Source organism: Micromonospora sp. CNZ322, assembly GCF_007827755.1.
On the sequence record NZ_VITD01000004.1, the window covers coordinates 341263 to 367115 of the forward strand.

Sequence of the window (25853 nt, forward strand, 5' to 3'; positions counted from 1 at the left end):
ATTGGTGACATACGTTGAAACAGACGAATGCCCCGGACGCGCGAGGCGTCCGGGGCATTCAGAGAGGCGGTCAGCGCAGGACGAATGCCGGCGGGCTGGCGGGGCTCTCGTTGGCGGACCGGTCCAGGGCGGTCAGCTGGTAGGTGTAGCGCCGACCGGGCTCGGCCGAGGTGTCCACCCAGGACTGGGTGCCACCGGGCGTGGCCCGGACGGTGTCGACCAGGCGCGCGGCGTCGGCCGTGGCGCACCTGCCGGGCAGCGTGGTGCCGTCGAAGCGGTAGATCGCGTACGAGGTGGCGGTGCCGAGCGGGCCGACGCCGTCGGCGGGCTGGCGCCAGGTGAGCCGGACCCCGTCGGCCTGCCGGGTCGCCTTGCTGACCACCGGGAAGAGCAGCGGCCGGGCCGGCAGGTGGGGCATGGCCGGCACCAGCGCCGGGCGGGAGTAGTGCTCGCCCGCGTAGATGTCGGTGGCGCCGAGGCGGTTGGCCCGAACCTGCACCGCGGAGAAGTGCACGTTGCCCTGCACCTCCGGGTACGACCGGTTGAGCGTCAGGTGGTCGGAGAGCTCACGCGGGTTCTGCCAGTACGGCCCGTACGCCGGATCGCCGCTCTTGTAGTCCGCCTGGCCGATGTAGAGCTGCACGCGGGTGCCGCGCACCGTCTCGGCCCACCACGGCACGAGGCGCGCGTAGTCGGCGGCCGGGTACTGGCCGATGTACCAGTAGAGCTGCGGCACCACGTAGTCGATCCACTCCTGCTTGATCCACTTGCGGGTGTCGGCGGAGATGATGTCGTACGACTGGCTGCCGGTGGTGTCCGAACCGAGCGGGTCGGCGGTCTTGTTGCGCCAGATGCCGAACGGGCTGACGCCGAACTTCACCCACGGCTTCGCCGCTTTGATCTTGCCGTTCATCTCCTGGATCAGCAGGTTGATGTTGTCCCGCCGCCAGTCGGCCCGGTCGGTGAAGCCCCGGTTGTGGGCCGCGAAGGTCGCGTCGTCCGGCACCTGGTGGGTGCCGCTGGGGTAGGGGTAGAAGTAGTCGTCGAAGTGGACGCCGTCGATGTCGTACCGCTTGACGGCGTCCATCATGGCGGTCTGGACGAACTCGCGGACCTCGGGAATTCCGGGGTTGTAGTAGAGCCGGCTACCGGCCACGCCGGCCGGCGGGTAGGCGAAGGTCCAGTCGGGGTGCTGCTGCGCCGGGTGGCCGGGGGCGAGCTGGGCGAGGTCGGCGCCGGCGCCGCCGGGGGCCGGCATGGAGACGCGGTACGGGTTGAACCAGGCGTGGAACTCCAGGTTCCGCTTGTGCGACTCGTCGACCAGGAAGGCCAGTGGGTCCCAGCCCGGATCCTGACCGCGTACCCCGGTCAGATATTCCGACCAGGGCTCGTACGGCGAGGGCCAGAGCGCGTCGGCGGTGGGCCGGACCTGCACCACGACGGCGTTGTGGTGCAGTCGCCCGGCGAGATCGAGCAGCTCGCGGTACTCGGCCTGCTGGGCCGCGATCCGATCCGGGCTGGTCTGGGATGCCTTGCTGGGCCAGTCGATGTTGACCACCGAGGAGATCCACATGGCCCGGAACTGCCGTTTCGGGGTGGCGGGGTCGGTGGCGCAGGTGGCGGTGGTGGTGTCGGCCGCGCTGGGTGCGGCGCTCGCGGGGGTGGCGCTGACGAACGTGCCGAGCAGGGCTGCGACCAGCCCGGCGACTCCGAGTCGGGTGGCTTTCATGCGGTGTGTCCCTTCGTTGGGGCTCCCGGATGCTTCGCGCGGTGCGCGGCAAGATTCGCCGTCGATGTCCGCGTTGCTGGTAGGAAATTTTCACAATCTGGCCATCGCCGCAAGAGTTCGTGGTTGACCAATCGCGCCGGTGGGTAGCAACGGCGGTCACCGGCCGCCACGGAGGTGGTCGCACGGTGGGAGGGGTGACCGGGTGTCCGTGCTGCGCACAAAACCAATCAAGGACGTGATAGCCCAGGGTGAGGCGGACGGCAGCGACGGCCAGCTGGGGCTGAAGAGGCGGCTCGGCGCGGTCGACCTCACCGGCTTCGGCATCGGCATCGTGATCGGCACCGGCATCTTCACTCTCACCGGGATCGAGGCCCGGGACAGCGCCGGGCCGGGCGTGGTGATCTCCTTCGCCATCGCCGGCGTGGTGGCCCTGCTCGCCGCCCTCTGTTACGCCGAGCTGGCCTCCAGCGTGCCGACCGCCGGCAGCGCCTACACCTACGCGTACGCCACGATGGGCGAGATCGTCGCCTGGATCATCGGCTGGGACCTGCTGCTGGAGTTCGCGCTCGGCGCCGCCGTGGTGGCCCGAGGCTGGTCCGGCTACCTCGCCGAACTGCTCGACCTGCCGACCCGCTGGTTTGGCGAGGAGGGCAGCACTGTCAACGTGGGCGCCATCGCCATCGTGCTGATCCTCGGCATCGTGGCGATCGTCGGTATCCGGGAATCCGCCCGGATCACCAACCTGCTGGTGCTGGTCAAGGTGGCGATCTGCGTCTTCGTGGTGGTGGCCGGGCTGTTCTTCGTCAAGGCCGCCAACCTCACCCCGTTCATCCCGCCGGCCGAGCCCGCAGGGAGCGGCGACGACGGCATCAAGCAGCCGGTCACGCAGGCGCTCTTCGGGCTGGAGCCGTCGGTCTTCGGCTTCGTCGGGGTGCTCAGCGCCGCCGCCGTGGTCTTCTTCGCGTACACCGGCTTCGAGGCTGTGGCCAACCTGGGCGAGGAGACGAGGAAGCCCAAGCGGGACCTCACCCTGGGTCTGCTCGGCACGCTGCTGATCTCCACAGTGCTCTACATCGGCGTCTCGCTGGTGGTGGTCGGGATGGTGCCGTACACCGAGATCGACCGGGGCGCCCCGATCGCGTCGGCCTTCGAGTCGGTCGGCGCGGGCTGGGCGGCCGTGCTGGTCTCCATCGCCGCTGTCGCGGGCCTGACCAGCGTCATCCTGGTCGACCTGGTGGCGATGGGCCGGATCGGCTTCGCCATCGCCCGGGACGGGTTGATCCCGCCCTCGATCGCGAAGGTGCACCCGCGCTGGGGCACCCCGTACCGGATCTCGGCGATCATGACGGTGGCGGTCGCGCTGCTGGCCGGCTTCCTGCCGCTGTCCGCGCTGGCCGACCTGGTCAGCATCGGCGCGCTCTGTGCGTTCGTCCTCGTGTCGGTGGCGGTGCCGATCCTGCGCCGCAAGCGGCCGGACCTGGAGCGGCCGTTCCGAGTGCCGTTCTCACCGGTGCTGCCGATCGTCTCGGCGTTGGCCTGCTTCTACCTGATGCTCAACCTGTCGGTGGAGACCTGGCTGCGGTTCCTGGCCTGGATGCTGCTCGGCGCGGTGATCTACTTCGGTTACGGCCACCGCCGCAACCGGCTGGCCCAGCACGAACCGGCGGTCGCCCCTGCTCCGCGCGAGCCGACCGACTGACCTGCGAGGTGCGGAGGGGCCCCGTCCCGGGCTCCTCCGCACGACCAGCTCAGGGGCGGGGCTGCGGCGTGGCCGTCGGGCCCTTGACGACCGGCTTGCCGTCGACCCAGGTGACCTCGTCCAGCCAGGTCTGACGACCCGGGTCGGTGCTGCCCTCCTGGCCGGGCGGCCAGGCGTGGTACAGCAGCCAGGTCCGGCCGTCCTTGACCACCATCGACGCGTGGCCGGGGCCCGAGGCGGCCTCGCTGCTCTTCAGGATCGGGTTCTCGGTGGCCTTCACACACGGGCCGGTCGGGCTCTCGCACACCGCGTAGCCCTCGGCGTACTCGGCACGGTCGTAGGCGTTGGCGGCGAAGAAGAGCAGCAGCCGACCGTCCTGGCGGTGGAAGAACGGCCCCTCGATCAGGGTGCCCTCCCACGGCTCGGTCTGCTTGAGCAGCTTCGTCGGCTCACCGACGAGGGTCAGGCCGTCGTCGGCGAGGCGCTGCGACCAGAGCCAGGTGTCCACCCCGATGGCGTTGCCGTCGTTCTTCCACAGCAGCCAGAGGCTGCCGTCGGTGTCCCGGAACGGGCTGGCGTCGATCGCCCCGCCCAGTTCGGCCTGGCAGATCAGCGGGTCGGCCGCGTCGTCGGAGTACGGCCCCTGCGGGGCGCTGGCCACCGCCCGCCCGATGCACTGCCGTCCCGACTCCCGGCCGGCGACGGTGTAGTAGAGCAGGAAGCGGTCCGGCGCGAGCTGGATCGCCTCCGGCGCCCAGGTCTTGCCAGCGTCCGCCCAGTCCGGCAGCGCCGGCAGGGCGTCACCGGCCTCGGTCCAGTCGACGAGATCCGTCGAGGTGAGCACGGGGACGTTGCGGCCCCCGGAGTTGGTGTGGAACAGGTACCAGGTGTCGCCCACCTGGATCGCCTGCGGGTCCGGGGCGTCCGTCTTCACGACCGGGTTGGTGAACATGCTGAAGTCGCTCCCGCTGCTCGTGGTGGGGGTGGGTTCGGTGTCGTCGGAGCAGCCCGCAACGAGCAACGCGGCGGCGAGAACGATCGCCGCCGCGCCACGTCGCCGGGCGGTAACGCGCGTCATCCCTTCAGACCGCTGCGGGAGACACCCTGGATGATGTGCCGCTGGGCCAGCACGAAGAGGACCAGCACCGGCAGGCTGGCCAGCACCGCGCCCGCCATGATCACCGGGTAGTCGGTGACGTACGAGCCCTGGAGCAGGCCCAGGCCCGGCGGCAGGGTGAGCTGCTCCGGGCTGAACAGCACGAAGATCGGCCAGAGGAAGTCGTTCCAGTTGGTGAGGAACGACAGCACGGCCAGGGTGGCCAGCGCTGGCCTGGACAGCGGCAGCACCACCTTGTAGAAGATCTGCCACTGGTTGGCGCCGTCGAGCGTGGCCGCCTCCTCCAACTCGTTCGGGAGCGAGAGGAAGAACTGCCGCAGGAAGAACACTCCGAACGCGCTGGCCGCGCCGGGCACCACCACCACGGCGAGGGTGTCGATCCAGTTGAGCTGGTCGACGATCAGGAAGTTCGGGATGATCAGCGAGGTCGGCGGGATGAACAGCGTCCCGACGATCAGGGCGAAGGTCACCCCGCGACCGCGGAACCGCAGCCGGGCCAGGGAGTACGCGGCCATCGAGGCGGTCACCAGCACCAACGCCGAGTGCAGCGTGGCGGCCAGCATGCTGTTGAGGAACCACCGCAGCACCGGGTTCGCCGAGTTGTTGAGGATCTGTTCGTAGCCGTAACCGGCGAGCGGGTTCGGCAGCCAGCTCGGTGGGATCTGCTGGGCGGCGGTGTAGGTCTTCAGTGAGGTGATGACCATCCACACCAGCGGGGTCAGGAAGATCAGGGCCAGGGCGACCAGGGTGGCGTAGAGCCCGACCCGGCGCAGCCCCGGTGTGGAGCCGTCGGTGGTCGGCGTGGGCGTCGTCATGGCGGTCCCCTCAGTCTTCCTTGTAGCGGAAGAGGCGGAAGTTGGCGATGCTCACGACCGCCAGCAGCAGGGCGAACACGATGCTCATCGCGGCGGCCTTGCCGGCGTTGTTGTTTCGCAGGCCCTCCTCGACGATGAACCACACCACAGTGCGGGTCTCCGTGCCGGGCGCACCCTGAGTGATCAGGAACGACTGGCCGAACATGTTCGCCGAGGCGAGCACTGTCGTGGTGATCACGAAGAGCAGCACCGGCCGCAGCCCGGGCAGTGTGACGTTGCGGAACCGCTGCCACGCGTTCGCGCCGTCCATCCGGGCCGCCTCGTACAGCTCCGGCGAGATGTCCTGGAGACCGGCCAGGTAGATCACCGCGTTGAAGCCGGAGGTCCACCAGACGGTCACCCCGACCAGGGAGATCCACGCCCACGGCATGTTCGTCACCCAGGGGGTGTCCGACGGCAACCCGACCACGCCCAGGAGCCGGTTGACCAGGCCCAGGTTGGCGTCGAGCAGGAACCGCCAGAGCAGGCCGATCACGGCGACACCCAGCACGTACGGCGCGAAGTAGATGGCCCGGAAAAACGTCCGGCCCGGGAAGGAGCGGTTGAGCAGCAGTGCCAACCCCAGCGGTACGACCACCAGCAGCGGCACCGACAGCACCGTGAAGATCGCGGTGGCCCGGACGCTCTGCCACCAGTCGCCGTAGACGGCGGAGTCGCTGGAGAAGAGCTGCTTGTAGTTGTCCAACCCGACGAACGGCCGGTTGGGCAGCTGGAAGTCCCACTGGTGCACGCTCAGCCAGACGCCGAGGACGATCGGCAGCAGGCCGAACACCCCGAACAGGACCAGGTAGGGAGCGAGGAACAGATATGGCGTCGCCCGTCTGGTCCGACCCGCCGAGGCGGACCGGCGGACTGCGTTGGCCGCCGGGGGCGGCGCGTCACCGCGCGCCGCCCCGACCTCGATCACGTCCGCCACGGGGTATCAGCTCCCGTACTTCTTGCGGTTGTCCTCGAGCTGCTTGTTGGCCTTGGCCACGCCCTCGTCGAGCGCCTGCTTCGGCGACTTCTTGCCCAGCGCTGCCACGTTGAAGGAGTCGTAGAAGGTCTTCATGACCTCGCCGAGACCCGGGGCCGCCGGCGGGAAGGCCGCGTACTCCAGCTCGGGGGCGAGCGCCGAGATCTCCGGCAGCGCCTTGAACTCGGCGCCCTCGCGGACGGCCTTACGGGCCGGGACCTGGCCGCCCTTCGCCCAGTCCAGCGAGTGCTCGCTGAGCCAGTTGATGAAGACCTTGGCACCGGAGACCTTGTTGGCGTCGTTGGCCCGCTGCTTGACGATGGTGAAGTTGTGCGAGTTGGCCCAGGCGGCCGGCTTGCTGCCGATCTGCGGGAGCGGAGCCACGCCCCACTGCACGTCGGGGCTCTTCTTCAGATCGTTGATCTGCCAGATGCCGTTCCAGGTGAAGGCGTTCTTGCCGCTCTTGAACGACAGGTAGTCGGCGTCCTGACCGACGTTGGCCGGCGAGAAGCCCTGCTTGATCATGTCGACCAGCCAGGTGCACGCCTCGACCGCCGGGTCCGAGTTGAAGGTGGCCTTGGCCACGTCCGCGTCGAACAGGGTGGCACCCCACTGGTTGAGCAGCGAGTAGAAGGTCATGCCGCCGGTGAACTGGAACGGGCTGACCCAGAAGCCCTGGATGCCGGCCTTCTTCAGCTCGGTCAGCGCGGCGACGTAGTCGTCCTTCGTCGTCGGCGGCTTGTTCGGGTCCAGGCCGGCCTTCTGCATGACGGTCTTGTTGTAGTAGAAGCCCAGCGGGTGCATGTCCAGCGGGATGCCGTACCGCTTGTTGTTGTAGAGCCCGCCCTTCCACACAGTGGGGGCGAAGTCGCCCTCGGCGAGTTCCAGATTCTTGGCGACGTCGTCGAGCTCGGTGATCACGCCGCGGGCGGCGAAGGTGGCGAGCTGGTCCATGTGCATGACCGCGATGTCCGGGCCGTTGCCGCTGGAGGCCGCGCCGGGGAGCTTGTTGTAGTAGTCCTCCCACTGGTACGTGGCCACCGACACGGCGATGTTCTTGTGCTCGGTGTTGAACTGGTTCACCAGCGTCTTGAAGATCTCGCCGTCACCGCCGGTGAAGCCGTTCCACAGCTTCAGGTCCACCTTGGGACCGGTGTACTCCTTGCCCCCGTTGCCGGCGGCCGGCCCGGAGGCGCTGTCATCGCCGCCGCCGCAACCCGCGAGGGTCAGCGAGGCCGCGGCGCCGAGTCCGAGACCGAGGCCGAGCAGGCGACGCCGGCTCATGTCGTTCTGGATCATGCTTTATCTCTCCTTGAGGGGGAACGGAATGAATTGTGCCTGCTCAGAACCGGTGTGACACCTACGCGTTGGCCGGGCCGAAGCGGAGCACGCTCCAGGACACGGCGGGCAGGCGCACTGTGCACCGGCCGCCGTCGGGGGTGGGGGTGGGCAGGTCCCGAGGCGTCACCCGGTCGGGCTCGGCCTCGGTGTTCATCGCCGACGGGTCAGACCCGGCCACGATGCTCTGGAAGGAATAACCGGATAGTCCTGGCAGACCGCGCAGGTCGATGTCCAATGCGAGGTCCGTTTGGTCCCGGTTGACCGCGAACACGGTCAGCTCGCCGGTCTCCTCGTCGTGCACGGCGACGGTGTCGAGCACCGGCACGTCCCCGTACTTCTTCGTGTCGTAGCGCGGCGACACCGGGTCGGTGCGCAGCACGGTGCCCCGGGCGTACCGGGCAGTCAGCGCAAACGGGTGGAAGATGCTCTGCCGCCAGGCCGGGCCGCCGTTGCGGGTACGGATCGGCGCGATCACGTTGGCCAGCTGGGCCTGCGCGGCCACCCCGACCCGGTCCGCGTGCCGCAGCAGGGTGATCAGCAGGTCACCGACGACCACCGCGTCGACAGCTGTGAAGTCGTCCTCGATCAGCGCCGGGGCCTCGACCCAGCCGCGCCGGTCCAGGTCGGCCTGGAGGCGGGACTCGTACCAGACGTTCCACTCGTCGAAGGAGATCTTCAGCTTGCGCTTGTGCCGCTGCTTGGCGGCCACGTGGTCGGCGGTCGCGACGACCTCGGTGATGAAGTTGTCCATGTCGACGGCCGAGGCCAGGATGCTGGCCTGGTCGCCGTCGGACGGGTCGTAGTAGGTGTGCGCCGAGATGTAGTCGACGTGCTCGTAGGTGTGCTCCAGCACCGTCGCCTCCCAGGAGGCGAAGGTGGGCATCCGCCGGTTGGAGCTGCCGCAGGCGATCAGGCTGATCGACGGGTCGATCATCTTCATCGCACGGGCGGCCTCGGCGGCGACCCGACCGTACTCGTCAGCGGTCTTGTGGCCGACCTGCCACGGGCCGTCCATCTCGTTGCCCAGGCACCACAGCCGCACCCCGTACGGGTCCTCGGCGCCGTGCTTGCGCCGCAGGTCGGAGAGCTCCGTGCCGCCCGGGTGGTTGGCGTACTCCAGCAGGTCCAGTGCCTCCTGGACCCCGCGTGTGCCGAGGTTGACCGCCATCATCGGCTCGACGCCTGCCTCTGCGGCCCAGGTCATGAACTCGTCCAGCCCGAACGCGTTGGTCTCGATCGTCTTCCAGGCCAGGTCGAGCCGGCGGGGGCGGTTCCCGACCGGGCCGACCCCGTCCTCCCAGCGGTAGCCGGAGACGAAGTTGCCACCCGGGTAGCGGACCACCGAAACGCCCAGCTCGCGGGTCAGGTCCAGCACGTCGCGGCGCAGGCCCCGGGAGTCGGCGCTGGGGTGGCCGGGCTCGTAGATGCCGCCGTAGACGCACCGCCCCATGTGCTCGACGAATGAGCCGAAGAGGCGTCGGTCGGCCGGGCCGATGGAGAAGGCCGGGTCGATCGTCAGCTGCGCGGTCCGCAAGGAAGTGCCACCTTTCCTGGTGCCGATGCCCGGGTGAGCGCGGTCACTGTTCACCCGGTGTCCACCGTTTCTACAACGTTGTAGGCAACGTTGTAAAGAGCTGGTGACGAGGTATGGTGCGCTGGGTTACATCGGGGAGGTTGGGGAGTGCGACACAGGCTCAAGGACGTGGCTGAACGGGCCGGGGTGTCGGTGAAGACCGTCTCCAACGTCGTCAACGGCTACGTGCACGTGCGGCCGGACACTCGTGCCCGAGTCGAAGAGGCAATCGCCGAGCTCAACTATCGGCCCAACCTCTCGGCCCGCCACCTGCGTAAGGGCCGCACCGGCGTGATCGCGTTGGCCGTTCCGGAATTGGACATCCCGTACTTCGCCGAACTGGCCCGCTACGTGGTCACCGCCGCCGCCGACTACGGCTGGACGGTGCTGATCGACCAGACCGGCGGTCGGCGGGAGCAGGAACGGGTGGTCGCCTCCGGTATCACCGACCACCTGATCGACGGGCTCATCTTCAGCCCGTTGGCGCTCACGGCGGAGGACCTGGCCGGCCTGGACGGCACGCCCATGGTGCTGCTCGGCGAGCGGGTCGAACACGGCCCCGCCGATCGAGTGGTGATCGACAACGTGACCGCGGCCCGGGAGATCACCGCTCACCTGATCCAGCTCGGCCACCGCCGGATCGCGGCCATCGGCTCCCAGCGAACCGACGAGGGCGCCAGCGCCCGACTGCGCCTGGCCGGCTATACCGACGCGCTGCGCGCCGCCGGGCTCGACTACGACGAGACCCTGGTGGCGCCCGCGTCGGCCTGGCACCGCGCCGACGGTGCGGCCGCCATGCAGGGCCTGCTCACCTCCGGTGTACGCCCCGACGCAGTCTTCTGCTTCAACGACACCCTCGCCCTGGGTGCCCTCCGCGCCCTGCACGAGGCAGGGCTGCGGGTGCCCGAGGACGTGGCGGTGGTCGGCTTCGACGACATCGAGGACGGCCGGTTCTCCATCCCCACCCTGAGCACCGTCGCCCCGGACAAGGAGAAGATCGCCCAACTGGCGGTCGAACTCCTCGCCAACCGCCTGGACGGCGACCGCACCGCCCCGGCGAAGGAGCTGTCCGCCCCCTACCGCCTGGAACTTCGCGAATCCACCCAGGTCCCCTGACCCCCGGACCGGGTGGGGTCAGTCGAAGAAGCGGGCCAGGTGGGACTGGGGTGCCGGGTCGGCGTCCGGGGGGAGGGGCGTCAGGTCGGCGAAGATCGAGGCGCCGTCGCAGCCCGCGTGCAGTGGGTACCAGCGCGGCGTGCCCGGTGGCCGCAGCTGGCAGATCCCCTTGAACGTCTGCACGTCCATCAGCCGGACGTGGGTCGGGTCGGCCACCGCGTTCACGTGCCCCCACCAGGGGCTCATCACGTGCAGCACCCCACCGGGGCGGAGCACCCGATGACACTCGTCGACCAGCGGCAGGAAGTCGATCAGGTGCTCCAGGATGTGCACCGCGAAGAGGACGTCCACCGAGTTGTCGGCGAGCGGCAGCGAGCCGGACAGGTCCGCCACGGCATCCACTCCGGGCGCCGGGTAGATGTCCAGCCCCAGGTTGCTCGACCACTGCTTGGTCGGCCCACAACCGAGGTCCACCACCACCGGCGCCCGCCCGCCGATGCCGACCCGGCACCAGACGCCGTAGACACCGGCCAGCCGCCCCACCAGCTCCCGCACCAGCCGTAGCTGGGCGGGATCGGCCACGTCGCCGCTCAGATGGGCCACCCCCCGGTCGAACCGCACCTCGACCGCCAGGTCCCGCAACCGATCATCGTGGCGGACCTGGTCCGCCCACGCCTGTGCGAGGGAATCGTCGATCGCCCGCAGCCGGTCGGCCGAGGGCGGAGTCTGTGCCAAAGCGACCATTCGGGCCACCTCCCGCCGCGCGATACCCGCAATCGCGCCCGGTATGCCCCACTCGTCCACCAGATCGGCGTGGCCCGCGCAACAGTGCGGTGGGCGTGTCGCAGCCCGCCGGCGCCCCAGGCTCGGCCCGCGCCCGGGTCAGCCGGAGAGAGTGCGGCGGCCCCCGCGCATCCGCTGGCGAGGCGGCGGGTCGGCGGGCTTCGGCCGCTTGAGGTGGTAGCGGTGCAGTTCGTTGTTGCCGGGCAGGGACGGGTCCTCGCTCATCGCGACCAACTCCCAGCCCTGGTCGCCGGCCCGGTTCAGGTGTGCCAGGGCGGTGTCGCCGTACGGCGTCACGTCGACCATCGAGCCGTCCGGGCCGTACCAGACGAAGACGACCTCCCAGCCGAGGTCGTTGGTCGCAGCCTGGCGGCGGCGGACCAGCAGGGCGTACTCCCACTTGAGCATGGAGTCATTCTCACCCCGCGCCGACCCGCGGGCACGGATCAATCCTCGGCGATCCGCCCGGCGTCGACCCGCAGTCGCCGGTTGGTCTCGATGGCGGCCAGCATCCGCCGGTCGTGGGTGACCAGCAGCAGCGTTCCGGGGTAGCTGGCGAGCGCCGATTCGAGCTGCTCGATGGCGGGCAGGTCCAGGTGGTTGGTGGGCTCGTCCAGCACCAGCAGGTTGACCCCACGGCCTTGGAGCAGGGCCAGCGCGGCCCGGGTCCGCTCACCGGGGGAGAGGGTGGCCGCCGGTCGGGGCACGTGCGCCGCCCGCAGGCCGAACTTGGCCAGCAGGGTCCGCGCGTCCGCCGGCGACAGGTGGGGTACGGCCGCCTCGAACGCGTCGATCAGCGGCACGTCGCCGAGGAACAACCCGCGGGCCTGGTCCACCTCGCCGACCACCACGCCGGGCCCGAGCGAGGCGGTGCCGGCGTCCAGCGGCAGCCGGCCCAGCAGCGCGGCCAACAGGGTGGACTTGCCCGAGCCGTTCGCCCCGGTCACCGCGACCCGGTCCGCCCAGTCGATCTGGAGGTCGACCGGGCCGAGGGTGAAACCACCACGGCGTACCACGGCTCCGCGCAGCGTGGCCACGACGGCGCCGGCGCGGGGCGCGGCGGCGATCTCCATCCGCAGCTCCCACTCCTTGCGGGGCTCCTCGACCACGTCGAGCCGTTCAATCAGCCGTTCGGTCTGCTTGGCCTTGGCGGCCTGCTTCTCGCTCGACTCGCTGCGGAACTTGCGGCCGATCTTGTCGTTGTCGGTGGCCTTGCGGCGGGCGTTCCGCACGCCCTTCTCCATCCACCCACGCTGGGTGCGGGCCCGAGCCTCCAGCCCGGCCTTGGTGTCGGCGTACTCCTCGAAGTCCGCGCGGGCGTGCCGACGGGCCACCTCGCGCTCCTCCAGGTAGGCCGCGTAGCCGCCGCCGTAGTGGTGCACCTGCTGCTGGGGCAGGTCCAGCTCCACGACCCGGGTCACCGTGCGGGTGAGGAACTCCCGGTCGTGGCTGACCAGCACCGTGCCGGCCCGCAGACCGGTGACGAACTCCTCCAGCCGCTCCAACCCGGCCAGGTCCAGGTCGTTGGTCGGCTCGTCGAGCAGGAACACGTCGTACCGGCTGAGCAACAGCGACGCGAGCCCGGCCCGGGCCGCCTGACCGCCGGAGAGCCCGGTCGTCGGGTGGTCCAGGTCGACCGCGAGCCCCAGGTCGGCGCTCACCTGCTCGGCGCGTTCGTCGAGGTCCGCGCCGCCGAGGGCGAGCCAACGCTCCAGCGCGTCGCCGTACGCGTCGTCGGCACCCGCCGCCCCGGCGGTCAGCGCCTCGGTCGCCGCGTCCAACGCCGCCTGCGCGGCAGTCACCCCGGTCCTGCGGGCCAGGAAGTCCCGTACCGTCTCGCCCGGCCGCCGTTCCGGTTCCTGTGGCAGGTGGCCGACGCTCGCGGTGGGCGGGCTGAGCCGCACGCTGCCGGCCTCGACCGGCAACAACCCGGCGAGGGTACGCAGCAGTGTCGACTTGCCGGCCCCGTTCGGCCCGACCAGCCCGACCACGTCGCCGGGGGCGACCACCAGGTCCAGTCCGGCGAAGAGCGGGCGGTCGCCGTGCCCGGCGGCCAGGTCCTTGACGATCATCGTGGCGCTCATCAGGACGGCAGCCTATCCGGCCGCCCGCATACGACCGGCCGGCAGCGGGCAGACTCAACGACGTGGTGACCACACTGGCGATCGACTGTGGCGGCGGGGGCATCAAGGCGTCGGTGCTCGACGAGGCGGGAACGATGCGGGCCCGGCCGTTGCGGGTGCCCACTCCGTACCCGTTGCCGCCCGCGCTGTTTGTCCGGACCCTGCTGGATCTCGGCGGGCGCCTGCCAACGGCGGACCGGATCACTGTCGGCGTACCCGGGATGATCCGGCACGGAGTGGTAGTCAGCACCCCGCACTATGTGACCCGCAACGGCCCCCGCACCCGGGTCGACCCGGACCTGCTGGCCGAGTGGTCCGGCTGGGATGCGCGCGGCGCGCTGGCCGACGCGTTCGGGGTGCCGGCGCTGGTGCTCAACGACGCCGAGGTGCACGGCGCCGGAGTGGTCGCCGGCACCGGCTGCGAGCTGGTGCTGACCCTGGGGACGGGGCTGGGCAGCGCGCTCTTCGACGGCGGGGTGCTCGCACCGCACCTGGAGTTGTCGCACGCGCCGGTGCGCTGGGGCACCACCTACGACACGTACGTCGGCGAGCCGGAACGGCGGCGGCTCGGCGACGCCTTCTGGTCTCGTCGGATCCGCCAGGTGGTGGACGGGCTGCGCCCGGTGTTCCGCTGGGACCGGCTCTACCTGGGCGGGGGTAACTCCCGACTGATCCGGCCCGAGCAACTGACCCGGATGGGCGACGACGTGGTGGTGGTGCCGAACACCGCCGGAATCGTCGGCGGTGTCCGCGCCTGGGAACTTTCCGCCGGACGCCGGGACGCCCGTACCTGACCCTTCGGCGGCCGTCGGGGGCCGGAACTGACCTGATCTCGACCCCGGGAACAGTCGCCAAACTCCCGGTGTTGTGCCAGCGTCGGAACAGGTGACGGTGCGACCCGAGGAGGTGGCAGATGGATCTTCTGGCGGACTACCGGCGGGCGACCATGTTCTTCGAAACCGGTGACCCCAGTGGGGCAGCCCGACTGCTGGAGCCGATCATCGACGCCGAGCCCGGCAACGCGGCGGTCCGGCAACTGCTGGCCCGGGCGTACTTCCAGTCGGCCCAGCTCAACCGGGCCGAGGAGCATCTGCGCGAGCTGGTCGAGCGGGACCCGAGCGACCACTACGCGCACCACGTGCTCGGTCGGACGCTGGAGCGGCTGAACCGACACACCGACGCGCTGCGGCACCTGCGGATCGCCGCGGCGATGTACGCGGCCAACGACGACTACCGGACCGCGCTGGAGCGGGTGGAGACCCGCCTCGGCGGCAGGCGCTGAGCCTGACCCGGTGACGCGTGCGGGGCGGCCCTTCGGGGCCGCCCCTTCGTCGCCTGGCGGGCGACCTGCCGGGCGTGCCTAGGATGGCGGACATGGGACCTGACCGGCCGGGGGCTGCGGCATGAAGCTCAAGCTGGACCTGCACGAGATCTTCAACAAGGGCCAGGACATCGACCGGGCGTTGCGCGGGATCATGGACGAGGCGGTGGCGAAGAAGGCCACCCTCGTCGAGATCATCCCCGGCAAGGGGTCCGGCCAGCTCAAGAAGCGGGTGCTGCGGTTCCTCGACCAGAAGGACGTCAAGCAGCTCTACCACCGCGTAGAGAAGGACTCGAAGAACTTCGGCCGCCTCTTCGTCCACTTCCGCTGGAAGTAGGAACGACATAGCCTCTGACCTGCATAGCCGGCTGCCGGCAGGGCCGATTAACCCAGCCAAAGTGGCTTAGGGGTGATCCAGTCTTGTGAGAACTTTCTGTACGGGATTTCAAGGCGGCCCGCTTCGCAGGCCGCTCGCGCCGCCGAACCTGGGCCGGGCCGATGGCCCGCCGCTGCGCCTTTGGCCTTCGGCCGCCAGCGCGTCGGTGATAGCCCGCCGGCGGCGCGACGTACGAAGAAGCCCCGGGCCGCCATGGTCGATGGCGGTTCCGGGGCATCGATTTGGTCGAGACACGAGCAGTGCCTCCGGCGGGGCGCTCAGGCGCTCCGGGATGGCTGGAAGGCACAGCCGGGGAGATGCGGCGGGGGCGACTACCTGGTGACGACCGGGAGGTTCACCGCTCCTCTGCCGGCCAGCGGGCATCGACTTCCTGGGCCGCAGCCACACAGGCGGCACATGCGTTGGGCCGTGATGGATCGAAGTGAAGCCGATACACCGTCACCTGGTGTCGTGGAAGACCGCATAGGGTCCCGTCGCCCACGGCGTGAAGCTTGGCACTCGGGTCCGACGAGTCTGCGGTGGCTGGGTGACCGGCCGCCCATTGCTGGTCTATCGGGGCGCGCGGCCCATAGAAGGACTCACCGGTCTTCTCGACCTGGTAGAACTGCGCTGGGCAGTGAGAGCACGAGTACCACCGGGTTGGCCCACGTCCATGGAGGTTGGTCACGCCGTTGAGAACCAGCTCACGTCCGCATATCTCACACGTCACCCGCGCAGGATTCCACAAGGCTTGACCGACCGGCCATCGTTGACCATCCATGCCAGGCGTAGCAGCAGCTCGGAGCCGCAGTCGTCCGTTTTGATCGACTACACTCCGTCCCTAGATCAATACCGCTGGAAATGGCGGCGGCTTAGCCTTTGACCTCAGGCCCCGATCTCAGCGACCATCGTGTCCGCGTCCTCGAACGACTCGACTGTGCGGAACCCCTCGGCGGCGTACAGCCTCGCAGCGAAGTTCGCCCGCTCCACGCTCAGCGACACTGTGCGGATGCCACGTTCTCGTGCGGCGTCCAGAACTGCGCGCAAAAGCACCCGGCCCACACCTCGGCCCCTCCAGGTTTCCACCACCCCGATAGTCAGCTCTGGCACGTCGTCACTCACATACCCGTAGCCCGGATCGGCCGCGGTCAGGTATCGGAACCAGGCCGCGCCGATTGACCGATCAGCTCGGTCCACCGCAACCAAGCCGAAGTCGTTTGGCTGCATCCACCCAGCGACATAGTGAGCCAGCGCGGGATTCGCCAGGATCTGCTCGCGAGACCAGTTGCGCTCAGGCAGCCAGTTCACGGCCTCCACGAGCATGTCGACCAGGAATTCGGAATCAGCCGAACTGGCTGCGTGGATGCCGACGTCAGTCACCGCCGAAGCCTCGCACACACGATCGGACAGAGCCAAGATCATGCCGTCTCGAGGCCGTTCATCGCGAACCAACAGCGACCATCATTGGCCATCGACGCCTGATGCGGGTGCCGCTCGCGGGTTGTCTCGTCCGATTCGATCGAGTACCTCCACGAACTGGATCAATGCCGCTGGAAGTAGGGACCGCCATGATCAGCGAGAGCGGTTAGCGTGCGTGGTGCACCACGATCCCGCCGGCCCGCACGGTCTGCCTCAGCTTGTTGGGGTCCAGATCGTCGAGGTCTTGGACTTCTACGACGGGCCGCTGGACGGGCTGGCCCGCTACGAGGATCGGGAGTACTGGTTCTCGGCCGGACCCGACTGGGTTCCGTCACAGCCTCGGCCGCTGATCCTGCGCGTGGTCACGGCCGAACAGGCGGATGAGGTGCGCGCGCAAGCCCGCCAGTTCACGGCTTTCGCCGCTGGCGGCGGCAACGGAGATGCGTGGGAGCGGGCATGGGAAGCCCGATCGACCTACGAGCGGGAGGCGGCGATTGGTTGGTTCATGGCCGCAGGCGCGTCAGGCCGCCATGCCGTCGCGGGCGTCGACGGTGATCGTTGACCCGTAGGGTGTCCTGATGTCGACGATGAACCTGCGGCGATCGGCGCGTGCGGTCGTCGTCGATGAGGACGACCGTGTTCTGTTGCTACGACTCGCCATTCCCGATCCGGCCGGCACGATCGCCGTTTGGATCACTCCCGGGGGTGGCGTCGAAGACGGCGAGACGCCACTGGCCGCCCTGCGGCGAGAGCTGCGCGAAGAGGTCGGTCTTGCTCTCGATGCCGACCCGCCTCAGGTCTGGCACCAGGAGATAGTCGCCGCCGGGTTCGCACCCGGTCACGATGGCGTCGTGAACAACTACTTCCTCGTTCGGACCGCGTCGTTCACGCCGCGTGGTTCGATGAGCGATGAGGAACTCGCCGCCGAGCACGTCATCGGCTGGCGTTGGTGGTCGCTGTCAGAGATCAGGGAACACCGCGGTCCGGAACTGTTCTCGCCACGTGACCTCGCCACGCCGTTGGCCGCATTGATCGCTGACGGAGTGCCGACCCAACCCGCCGCGCTCGGCCTGTGAACGTCTGAGGGGCGACGGGAGCACTGGCCTCTCTGTGGAGGGTCAACGCGCGAGGGCGTCAACGCGGGTGCCGTGGCCGCCGCCCTCGCCGACTAGCTGATGGGCCGCTACGACGAGAGCCGGGTCTTTCCCCGTCGTTGCCAGGTGCCGGCAACCCGAACCGGTGGGCTGACTGGAAGAGATGAAACGGTGGTCCGGCGGAGCGCTCTTTCCGCCGGACCACCGTTTCATCTCAGATGGGATAGGTGCGAGCCACCGCCAACATCTCCGAGCTGTGCGATCCGACGACGCCGACAGCCGGCGGCCGGGGCCGGAAGCCGGGCAGCGCGTCCAGCCCGTCACTGGCGTCCATGGCCCGCAGCGCGACCTGCCCGGCGATCGGGCGCACTGTCAACGTGACCTCGACGCCCTCCGCTGGCGGGGCGTGGAACACCAGCCCGAAGCCCCACTTCCCCGCGCGGGGCTCCACCGGCACCGACCGTCCCGCCACGTCGGCGCGCAGCACGGTGGCGGTCGACGTGTCGACGTGCAGGGTGGCGAGCCGGGCCGCCCGCTGCGGGGTGAGCCGCAGCCGCAGCGTGCGCTCGCCACCCGCAGTGGCGTCGGCCACCACCTCCAGTTTCGGTGCCGGCAGGTTCGCCGACTGCGCCGGGCCCGCCCGCAGCTCGCCGTCGCCGAGCCCGGGGAAGTCGTCGCCGACGTCGGTGACCCCATCCACGTAGCCGTCCGTCCACGGCTGCGGGTCGCTCTCGTGGCTGAGCCAACGGGCCTGGCCGGTGCTGGCGTCCATGGCGTACATCAGGTGGGTCGGGGCGGGGTGGGCGGCGTCGAAGCGGTCGACACCCAGGCCGACCCCGGCGAGCACCACCGCCGCCACGGCGGCGGCGCCGGCCGGCAGCACCGCGAGCCGCCGGGCCCGCAGCGCGAGCAGACCGCGCTGGCCGCCGGCCTGCGGGTGCAGCAGGTCGACCACGGGCAGGGCGACCAGGCCGAGCAGCACCGCGACCAGCGCGGCCACCCCGCCCATGGCCATCCCGAGCGCGGGGAAGAGCAGCACCACAGTGGGCAGCAGGATGACCACACCCACGGCCGCGGCGGCCGTCACCGCCACCACCGGCCACGGTCCGGTCTGCCGGGTACGCAGCGCGACCAGCCCGCCGAGGGCGCCGGCCAGCGCCGGCACCGTGGTGAGGTACGCCCCACCCGGCACCGCCAGGGCGAGCAGCACCCCGAGCAGGGCCAGCCAGGCCAGCCCGCCGACGGCGAGCGCGGCCGGGCCGATCCGGCGGCGGGTCAGCGCGTACCAGGTGAACAGGATGGCGGTGGCGAGCGCCAGGACGGCCAGGCGGTACCAGATCGGCCGGTACGGGTCGAGCAGCTCCGCGTACCCCGGTCGGATCGTGGTGATGGCCAGCCAGAGCAGCTGGGCGGCGACCGGCGCGGCGACGATGGGCACCAGGGCCAGCGCGAAGCCGGCGGCCAGCCGGCCGGTGCTGGCCCGGCCGCTGCGGCGGGTCAGCCAGCCCAGGGCGGCAACCAGGGCCACCGCGAGCAGGGCCAGCGGCAGTGTGAGCCAGCCCGGGTAGCGGACCAGCCCGCCGGGGACGGGGAAGTAGGTGGCGTCGTGCCCGGAGCGCAGGTCGGTCAGGTCGGTGCCGCCAAACTCCCGGGCCAGGCCCAACGCGTTGTCCCCGTGCTGCTGGAGGCTGCCCCGGTCCATGGCGGCCGGGGTGTCAAGCGGCGTGTGGTAGATCGCGCCGCCGTCGATGTACGCCGAGTTCAGCCCGACGAACTTCTTATCGAGGAAGGCGGTGAAATCGGTGTCGTTGGGCAGCGCGCGGTAGATCTCCACAGCGAACGAGGTGCCGACGGGGTGTGGGGCGGCCCGGCCGAAGATGTCCACCAGCTTCGCGTTGTTCCGGGAGGTCTCGAACATGATCACCGGCCCGGTGGAGCCCCGCGCCTCCAGGTTGAGCACCACACCGCCGTCGGCGGCCAGCGGGTGGCTGGCAGCGAACGCGGCAGCGCCGCAGAGGCACGCCTCCTCGGCGTCGGTCAGCACGAAGACGATGTCGTTGCGCGGCCGGGGGCCGGTGGTCAGCGCGCGGGCCACCTCCAGGATGGTCGACGTGCCGGCCGCGTCGTCGTTGCCGCCCGGCCCGGTCTGTACGGAGTCGTAGTGGGAGACCAGGAAGACCCGACCCGTCGAGCCGGTGCCGGGCAGCCGGGCCACCACGTTGCGGACCCGGGCCAGTGTCGCCCCGCCCGCCGCCCCGCTGAGCTGACCGGCCTCCGGTGCCACAGTGTCCTGCACCTCGGTCTCCAGGCCCAGCCCCCGCAGCTGCTGCTCCAGGTGCGCGCGGACCTGTTCGTTGGCCGGGCTGCCGGCGACGTGCGACCGGGCGGCGATCACCTGGACGTCCTCGTACGCGCGGCCGGCGCTGAACTCGCCAGCCGGCGCGTCGGCCGACTTCGGGGCCGGGGTGCGCAGGTCGAGCAGACTGCCGGCGCCGACCGCGGCCAGCGCGACCAGCGCCGCCGCGGCGGCCACGAGCCGCCGACGCGGCCGGGTCAGCGCGCGGCTGGCAGGGTGTACGCCCGGAATCGGACGGGGCGGCGTGCCCGTCGTGGCCGGGGTGGTGGGTGCGCCCACGGGAACTCCTCGGGGGGTGGTGGGGCCTGGGGTGGGATCATCCTGCCCGTCGGGGGCTGCGGATGGGATGGCCGGTGGGTCCCGCGTCCATCAGCCGCCCGGTTTGTCCACGGCCGAGCAGTGATGCGCCCCATCCCCGGCCGCGCCGCAGGCGTCGTGTTGTGTGCGACCGTTGTCTAATACAGGATCAGCAGGGCACTCGGAAGGAGCCCGACATCACCAGCGAACTCCCGCGTCTGGCGGCGGTGACCCGGCCGCACCGGGGGGCCGGCTTGGCCGGTTCCCCAGTTGTGCCGTACCCGCACGGTGGCCTGGCGCGGCACGCCAACCTGCCGCCGGGTGAGCGGCTGCGGGTGCTGCTGGTGGAGGACGACGAGGGCGACGCCTTCCTGGTCGGTGAGCTGCTCGCCGAGACGAACTCGATGATCGACCTACTGGTCGCCACCAGTCTCCGGGAGGCGCGGCAGCGGATCAGCGACGTCGACTGCGTCCTGCTGGACCTGGGCCTGCCCGACGCGCAGGGGCTGGACGGGCTGCGCCAGGTGTTGGAGATGTCCAGCGGCGCCGCGGTCTGCGTGCTGACCGGCCGCACGGACGAGCACCTGGGTGTCGTGGCGGTCGCCGAGGGTGCCCAGGACTACCTGGTCAAGGGCCAGGTCGACGGGGTGCTGCTGACCCGGGCGCTGCGCTACGCCGTGGAGCGTAAGCGCGCCGACGAGAACGCCCGCCGGTTGCGCGAGGTCGAGCTGCGCCAGGCCGAGTCGGCCCGACTCGAACGCGGCCTGCTGCCCCAACCGCTGATGACGACCGACCAGGTCGCGGTGCACACCTTCTACCGGCCGGGCCGGCACGCCGCGTTGATCGGCGGAGACTTCTTCGACGTGGTGCAGACCCACCCGGACCGCCTCGACCTGATCGTCGGCGACGTCTGTGGGCACGGTGTGGACGAGGCCGCGCTCGGGGTCGAGCTGCGGGTGGCCTGGCGCGCCCTGGTGCTCGCCCGGGTGCCGGACGACGAGGTGCTGCCCGCCCTGGAGCAGGTGCTGATGAGTGAGCGCCGCCTCCAGGAGATCTTCGCGACGGTGGCCACCGTCAGACTGGACCTGGACGCCAACCGGGCCACCGTCCGACTGGCCGGGCACCCGCCACCGCTGCTGCTCTCCGGCGGCCGGGTCGCCCCGGTGCCCGCGCCCGGCGGCCTGCTGCTGGGCGTACGACCTCGCCGGCCGATCGCTTACGACCTGGAGTTCGACACCGATGACTGGTCCCTGTTGATGTACACCGACGGCCTGATCGAGGGGCGGGTGGGTGCCGGCAACGAACGGCTCGACGTGCCGGGCCTCAGTGGCTTGCTGGACGAGCCGGCCAACCGTTCGGTGTCGCTGCCCGAGCTGCCGGCGTGGCTGGTCGGGCGCGCCGAGCGGCTCAACGGTGGCCCGCTCGCCGACGACGTGGCCATGCTGCTGGTCAGCCGGGGCGGTGGCCGGTGAAGCCGGTGGTCGGCGGCTGGAGTCTCCGCCGCCGGGTGATCACCCTGCTCACCGTCGTGGGCTTCCTGTTGATCGGGCTGGCCAGCGCGGAAGCGGCGATGGCCGCCCGCAACCGCACCCAGATCGACGCGGTCCTGAACGAGACCGGCCCGTTGCGGGTGCAGTCCCAGGAACTGCTCAACGCGCTGCTCGACCAGGAGACGGCGATCCGCGGGTACGCGGTCAGCGGCGACCAGGACGACCTGAACCCCTACCGGGAAGGGCTCGCCCAGGAGCAGAGCGTCATCGTCTCGATGCGGACGCTGCTCGACGACTATCCGCAGATCAGCCAGGAGCTGCGGACCGTCGAGGAGCGTGTCACGCAGTGGCGACAGTCGGTCGCGGAGCCGGTGATCGCCACCACCGAGCAGAGCGGCACCACCGCCGGCCAGGCGTTGGTCACCGAAGCGGCCCGGCAACAGTTCGACGAGGTGCGCTCGGCGGTGAACGACCTCCAGGCGGAGGTCCTGGCCGCCCGGGAGCAGACCGCCACCAACGTGCGTACCAGCAGCAACGTGCTGGTCGTCCTGCTGATCGTGGCCGCCCTGGTGGTGGTCGTGGCCGGTGCGGTGCTGCTGCTCTCGCTGGACCGGATGGTGGTCCGGCCACTGACCGGCCTCGCCACCCAGGTCCGCGAGGTCGCCGAGGGCGACTACCAGCACCGCATCGCCACCGTCGGCCCGCCGGAGTTCATCCAGCTCGGCGAGGACGTGGACGCGATGCGGCAGAAGATCGCCGCCGACCTGGCCGAGGTCCGGGCCGCCCGCGAGCGCATCGAGTGGGTCAACAGCCAGCTTCAGAAGCAGGCCGAGGAGCTGACCCGGTCCAACCGCGACCTGGAGCAGTTCGCGTACGTGGCCTCGCACGACCTGCAGGAGCCGCTGCGTAAGGTCGCCAGCTTCTGTCAGCTGCTCCAGCGCCGTTACGCCGGGCAGCTCGACGAGCGGGCCGACCAGTACATCGCGTTCGCGGTGGACGGCGCGCAACGAATGCAGCGCCTGATCAACGACCTGCTCGCGTTCTCCCGGATCGGGCGGCTCACCACCGGCTTCGTCGAGGTCGACCTCAACAAGGTGATGGGCGACGTGGCTGGCCAGACCGAGGCCGCCCGGCAGTACGCGGACGCCGAGTTGACCTGGGACGAGCTGCCGGTGATCTCGGGTGAGGAACCACTGCTCACCAACCTGCTGGCCAACCTGGTCAGCAACTCGATCAAGTTCCGCCGCCCGGATGTGCCGTCGAAGGTGCACGTCTCGGCCCGGTTGGTGGGCGCCGAGTGGGAGATCACCTGCCAGGACAACGGCATCGGGATTGAGCCGGAGTTCGCCGACAAGATCTTCGTGATCTTCCAGCGGCTGCACTCGAAGGACGCGTACCCGGGCACCGGCATCGGGTTGGCGATCGTCAAGAAGATCGTCGAGTACCACGGCGGCCGCGTCTGGGTGGACACCGACGTGCCGGAGGGCACCGCGATCCGGTTCACCCTGCCGGCACTTCCCGAGGACGTCGCGGCAGCTGCCGACGCCGATTCCGCGGGGGAGCCGAACGTCCCGGCCGTGGACGACGCGACGCCCTCGACCGAGGCCCCAGCAGCGCTGACGGAGCAGGCCGACGGGCCGGACCAGCCGGACCGGGTCGACGAGACGCTGGAAAGCGGTAGAACGGGTGACATGAGGGAGACGGTGGGATGACCGCGCCGGCGGATGGCAAGAGCCCGATCGAGGTCCTGCTCGTCGAGGACGACCCGGGTGACGTGCTGATGACCCAGGAGGCGTTCGAGGAGCACAAGCTGCGTAACCGGCTGACCGTCGTCTCCGATGGGGCCGAGGCGCTCGCCTACCTGCGCCGGGAGGGTCAGTACGCCGACGCGGTGGCACCCGACCTGATCCTGCTCGACCTCAACCTGCCCCGGCGCGACGGCCGGGAGGTGCTGGAAGAGATCAAGAAGGACCAGGAGCTTCGCCGGATCCCGGTGGTGGTGCTCACCACCTCGCAGGCCGACGAGGACATTCTGCGCAGCTACCAGCTGCACGCCAACGCCTACGTGACCAAGCCGGTGGACTTCGAGCGCTTCATCTCGGTGGTCCGTCAGATCGACGAGTTCTTCGTCAGCGTGGTCAAGCTGCCGCCGCGTGGCTGACACCCTGCTGGACCACGTCGGCGGCCTGCTCTGGGAGGCCGCCGACCAGGTCGTGCTGCCACTGTTCCGCAAGCTCGACGACGACGACGTGTCGGAGAAGGCGCCCGGCGAGGTGGTCACTGTCGCCGACCGCCGGGCCGAGGAGCTGCTCTCGGCGGGGCTGCGCCGGCTGCGGCCGGGTTCGATGGTGGTCGGCGAGGAGGGTGTCGCCGACGATCCGGGGCTGCTGCGACACCTACGTGACGGCGGGGACGTCTGGCTGGTCGACCCGGTCGACGGGACCGCCAACTTCGCCGCCGGTCGACGGCCGTTCGCCCTGATGGTGTCGCTGCTGACCGACGGGCGGCCGACCGCGGGCTGGATCCTGGACCCGCTCGCCGGCACTCTCGCCGCCGGCTCGGCGGACGAGGGCACCCTGCTCAACGGTCGGCCGGTGGACGGCACCGGCACGGTGCCGCCGCTCGGCGAGCTGCGCGGCGCGGCGATGACCAAGTTCCTGCCGCCGGAGACCCGCGACCGGGTCCGCGCCGGCGGTCGGCGGCTCGGTGAGCTGCTGCCCGGCCTGCACTGCGCCGGTCGGGAGTACCTGGACATCCTCACCGGCGAGCAGCAGTTCGCCCTCTTCTGGCGCACCCTGCCCTGGGACCACGCCCCGGGCACGGTGCTGGTCCGCGCCGCCGGGGGTGTCGCCCGCCGGTTCGACGGCGTCGACTACCACCCCGCCGACGACGGCCGCGGTCTGCTCGTCGCGGCCAACGAGCAGGTCTGGCTCGAGGTGCGTGACGCGCTCCTGAGCACCTGATCCGCGCGCTGCGCGACCACGTTGGGACGCTCCGTCGACATCCAGGCGGTCCGAGGGTCAGCGGGCTGGTCACCGGCCCACGATCCGGTATCGTGACCGGCGGTCTCCGCCAGCAGGCCGCCGACCGGCGCCGCAGTGCAGTGTTCATCGGGGGCCGGCGGTCGACGGAAGGACGCTTTCGTGCCCAGGACCAGGCTCAGCCCGCGGCTCGGTCGCCGCGCTCTGTTCGCCCTGCTCGCCGCCGTCGCGCTGGTGCTCGGCGGTGCCGCCGTGCCCGCGTACGCGGAGCCTGGCGAGGGCGGCAGCAAGAAGTTGCAGGACGCGCTGGAGCTGACCGCCAAGGGCCACATCGAGGCCAAGGCCAAGCTGGACAACTCCAAGCGTCGCCAGACGGCGCTTACCGGTGAGCTGGCGACGCTGGAGGGTCGGCTGGTCGGGCTCAGCAGCCAGGTGGGAGAGGTGGCCGCCCAGTCGTACCGGGTGGGTCGGCTGAGCGCTGTCTCGATGCTGCTCAACACCGCCACGCCGGAGGCGTTCCTCCAACGCGCGGGCGACCTCGACCTGATGGCCCAGCGGGACAGCAAGCGGCTGCGTGACCTCACCGAAGCCCGGCAGCAGGCGCAGCAGGCCAAGGTCGCCATCGACGCCGAGGTCCGCGAGCAGCAGAAGCAACTCGCCGTGATGGCGAAGAAGAAGAAGGAAGCCGAGGAGGCGCTCGCCGAGGTCAGCTCCGGCGGCAGCAACGGTTTCAGCGGTGGCAGCTCCGCCTCGGCGAAGCCGGCGCCGCGTAACTCCGACGGGTCGTGGCCGCCGGAATCCTGCTCGGTGAAGGACCCGACCACCTCCGGGTGCATCACTCCGCGCACCCTCAACGCGCTCAAGCAGACCCAGGCGGCCGGCTACAAGCGGCACGTCTCCTGCAAGCGCAGCGGTGGCAGCGGCGAGCATCCGAAGGGCCGGGCCTGCGACTTCTCGGCCGCCACGAACGGCTTCGAGGACAAGAACGCGACCGGCGGCGACAAGGCGTACGGGGACAGCCTGGCCGCCTGGCACGTGCGCAACGCTGACCGGCTGGGCGTGCTCTACGTGATCTGGTACCGGCAGATCTGGCATCCCGGCACCGGTTGGCGCTCGTACAGTGGAAGCGGCTCTCCGGCGGCGTCTCACACGAACCATGTTCATCTCTCGATGTACTGACCCGAAGCACCAGCTTCGCTGCGTACCAT

At 70.5% G+C, this 25853-nt stretch carries 23 protein-coding genes; 12 read left to right on the top strand and 11 right to left on the bottom strand.

What is annotated here, in order from left to right:
* Nucleotides 1-70: 70 nt before the first annotated feature.
* Nucleotides 71-1729, bottom strand: coding sequence for a family 10 glycosylhydrolase (locus FB453_RS12975; protein WP_145790159.1), 1659 nt, complete (start codon nucleotides 1727-1729; stop codon nucleotides 71-73).
* Between the two features lie 202 nt (nucleotides 1730-1931).
* Here FB453_RS12975 and FB453_RS12980 point away from each other — a divergent pair, with 202 nt between their 5' ends.
* On the top strand, nucleotides 1932-3428 hold the full coding sequence (locus FB453_RS12980; protein WP_145790161.1) for an amino acid permease: 1497 nt from the start codon (nucleotides 1932-1934) through the stop codon (nucleotides 3426-3428).
* 49 nt (nucleotides 3429-3477) lie between these two features.
* Here the strand turns inward: FB453_RS12980 and FB453_RS12985 are convergent, their stop codons facing one another.
* The 5 genes from FB453_RS12985 to arfA all read right to left on the bottom strand — a co-directional run bounded on the left by FB453_RS12985 (nucleotide 3478) and on the right by arfA (nucleotide 9250).
* The gene (locus FB453_RS12985) at nucleotides 3478-4506 is read right to left on the bottom strand and encodes a glycoside hydrolase family 43 protein (RefSeq protein ID WP_145790164.1); all 1029 of its coding nucleotides are present in this window, start codon (nucleotides 4504-4506) and stop codon (nucleotides 3478-3480) included.
* Nucleotides 4503-5360, bottom strand: coding sequence for a carbohydrate ABC transporter permease (locus tag FB453_RS12990; protein WP_222431343.1), 858 nt, complete (start codon nucleotides 5358-5360; stop codon nucleotides 4503-4505). Before FB453_RS12990 ends, FB453_RS12985 begins: the two co-directional genes overlap by 4 nt.
* Before the next feature lie 10 nt (nucleotides 5361-5370).
* Complete coding sequence (locus tag FB453_RS12995) at nucleotides 5371-6336, bottom strand: carbohydrate ABC transporter permease (RefSeq protein WP_145790166.1); 966 nt, start codon at nucleotides 6334-6336, stop codon at nucleotides 5371-5373.
* A 6-nt stretch (nucleotides 6337-6342) separates the two neighbouring features.
* Nucleotides 6343-7674, bottom strand: coding sequence for an ABC transporter substrate-binding protein (locus tag FB453_RS13000; RefSeq protein ID WP_145790168.1), 1332 nt, complete (start codon nucleotides 7672-7674; stop codon nucleotides 6343-6345).
* A gap of 61 nt (nucleotides 7675-7735) precedes the next feature.
* Entirely contained in the window at nucleotides 7736-9250 is a 1515-nt protein-coding gene (gene arfA / locus FB453_RS13005) for an arabinosylfuranosidase ArfA (RefSeq protein ID WP_145790170.1), read from the bottom strand.
* Nucleotides 9251-9397: 147 nt separating this feature from the next.
* On the opposite strand from arfA, the gene FB453_RS13010 reads away from it, so the two are divergent.
* The gene (locus tag FB453_RS13010; protein WP_145790172.1) at nucleotides 9398-10405 is read left to right on the top strand and encodes a LacI family DNA-binding transcriptional regulator; all 1008 of its coding nucleotides are present in this window, start codon (nucleotides 9398-9400) and stop codon (nucleotides 10403-10405) included.
* An 18-nt stretch (nucleotides 10406-10423) separates the two neighbouring features.
* Here FB453_RS13010 and FB453_RS13015 read toward each other — a convergent pair whose 3' ends face one another.
* The 3 genes from FB453_RS13015 to FB453_RS13025 all read right to left on the bottom strand — a co-directional run bounded on the left by FB453_RS13015 (nucleotide 10424) and on the right by FB453_RS13025 (nucleotide 13272).
* Entirely contained in the window at nucleotides 10424-11149 is a 726-nt protein-coding gene (locus tag FB453_RS13015; protein WP_112584718.1) for a methyltransferase domain-containing protein, read from the bottom strand.
* Between the two features lie 138 nt (nucleotides 11150-11287).
* Entirely contained in the window at nucleotides 11288-11596 is a 309-nt protein-coding gene (locus FB453_RS13020; RefSeq protein WP_091402668.1) for a hypothetical protein, read from the bottom strand.
* Between the two features lie 38 nt (nucleotides 11597-11634).
* Nucleotides 11635-13272: an ABC-F family ATP-binding cassette domain-containing protein gene (locus tag FB453_RS13025; RefSeq protein ID WP_112699091.1), complete on the bottom strand. Its 1638-nt coding sequence runs from the start codon at nucleotides 13270-13272 to the stop codon at nucleotides 11635-11637.
* A gap of 62 nt (nucleotides 13273-13334) precedes the next feature.
* Between FB453_RS13025 and FB453_RS13030 the strand changes: the two genes are divergently transcribed.
* From FB453_RS13030 to FB453_RS13040, 3 genes are all read left to right on the top strand, one after another.
* A complete protein-coding gene (locus FB453_RS13030; protein WP_112584721.1) occupies nucleotides 13335-14105 on the top strand; it encodes an ROK family protein in 771 nt (256 codons plus the stop codon).
* Nucleotides 14106-14224: 119 nt separating this feature from the next.
* Nucleotides 14225-14593: a tetratricopeptide repeat protein gene (locus FB453_RS13035; RefSeq protein WP_112584722.1), complete on the top strand. Its 369-nt coding sequence runs from the start codon at nucleotides 14225-14227 to the stop codon at nucleotides 14591-14593.
* Nucleotides 14594-14714: 121 nt separating this feature from the next.
* Complete coding sequence (locus tag FB453_RS13040) at nucleotides 14715-14969, top strand: Smr/MutS family protein (protein WP_007465523.1); 255 nt, start codon at nucleotides 14715-14717, stop codon at nucleotides 14967-14969.
* A 924-nt stretch (nucleotides 14970-15893) separates the two neighbouring features.
* On the opposite strand, the gene FB453_RS13045 is transcribed toward FB453_RS13040, so the two are convergent.
* Nucleotides 15894-16388: a GNAT family N-acetyltransferase gene (locus tag FB453_RS13045; RefSeq protein ID WP_222431344.1), complete on the bottom strand. Its 495-nt coding sequence runs from the start codon at nucleotides 16386-16388 to the stop codon at nucleotides 15894-15896.
* 283 nt (nucleotides 16389-16671) lie between these two features.
* Between FB453_RS13045 and FB453_RS13050 the strand changes: the two genes are divergently transcribed.
* Together FB453_RS13050 and FB453_RS13055 are read left to right on the top strand one after the other, a co-directional pair.
* On the top strand, nucleotides 16672-16989 hold the full coding sequence (locus FB453_RS13050) for a hypothetical protein (protein ID WP_145790176.1): 318 nt from the start codon (nucleotides 16672-16674) through the stop codon (nucleotides 16987-16989).
* A gap of 16 nt (nucleotides 16990-17005) precedes the next feature.
* The gene (locus FB453_RS13055; protein WP_145790178.1) at nucleotides 17006-17503 is read left to right on the top strand and encodes an NUDIX domain-containing protein; all 498 of its coding nucleotides are present in this window, start codon (nucleotides 17006-17008) and stop codon (nucleotides 17501-17503) included.
* A gap of 232 nt (nucleotides 17504-17735) precedes the next feature.
* Here FB453_RS13055 and FB453_RS13060 read toward each other — a convergent pair whose 3' ends face one another.
* The gene (locus FB453_RS13060; RefSeq protein WP_486480253.1) at nucleotides 17736-20156 is read right to left on the bottom strand and encodes a zinc-binding metallopeptidase family protein; all 2421 of its coding nucleotides are present in this window, start codon (nucleotides 20154-20156) and stop codon (nucleotides 17736-17738) included.
* A 290-nt stretch (nucleotides 20157-20446) separates the two neighbouring features.
* Between FB453_RS13060 and FB453_RS13065 the strand changes: the two genes are divergently transcribed.
* From FB453_RS13065 to FB453_RS13085, 5 genes are all read left to right on the top strand, one after another.
* Nucleotides 20447-21646, top strand: a complete 1200-nt coding sequence (locus FB453_RS13065) for a fused response regulator/phosphatase (protein ID WP_145790181.1) — start codon at nucleotides 20447-20449, stop codon at nucleotides 21644-21646.
* The gene (locus FB453_RS13070) at nucleotides 21643-23376 is read left to right on the top strand and encodes a sensor histidine kinase (RefSeq protein ID WP_145790183.1); all 1734 of its coding nucleotides are present in this window, start codon (nucleotides 21643-21645) and stop codon (nucleotides 23374-23376) included. The genes FB453_RS13065 and FB453_RS13070 overlap by 4 nt, the downstream gene beginning before the upstream one ends.
* Nucleotides 23373-23825 (top strand): response regulator, encoded by a 453-nt coding sequence (locus FB453_RS13075; protein ID WP_088987503.1) that lies wholly within the window; start codon nucleotides 23373-23375, stop codon nucleotides 23823-23825. The genes FB453_RS13070 and FB453_RS13075 overlap by 4 nt, the downstream gene beginning before the upstream one ends.
* Complete coding sequence (locus tag FB453_RS13080; protein ID WP_145790185.1) at nucleotides 23818-24627, top strand: inositol monophosphatase family protein; 810 nt, start codon at nucleotides 23818-23820, stop codon at nucleotides 24625-24627. Before FB453_RS13075 ends, FB453_RS13080 begins: the two co-directional genes overlap by 8 nt.
* A gap of 180 nt (nucleotides 24628-24807) precedes the next feature.
* The gene (locus FB453_RS13085) at nucleotides 24808-25824 is read left to right on the top strand and encodes a coiled-coil domain-containing protein (protein WP_112584727.1); all 1017 of its coding nucleotides are present in this window, start codon (nucleotides 24808-24810) and stop codon (nucleotides 25822-25824) included.
* Nucleotides 25825-25853: the final 29 nt, after the last annotated feature.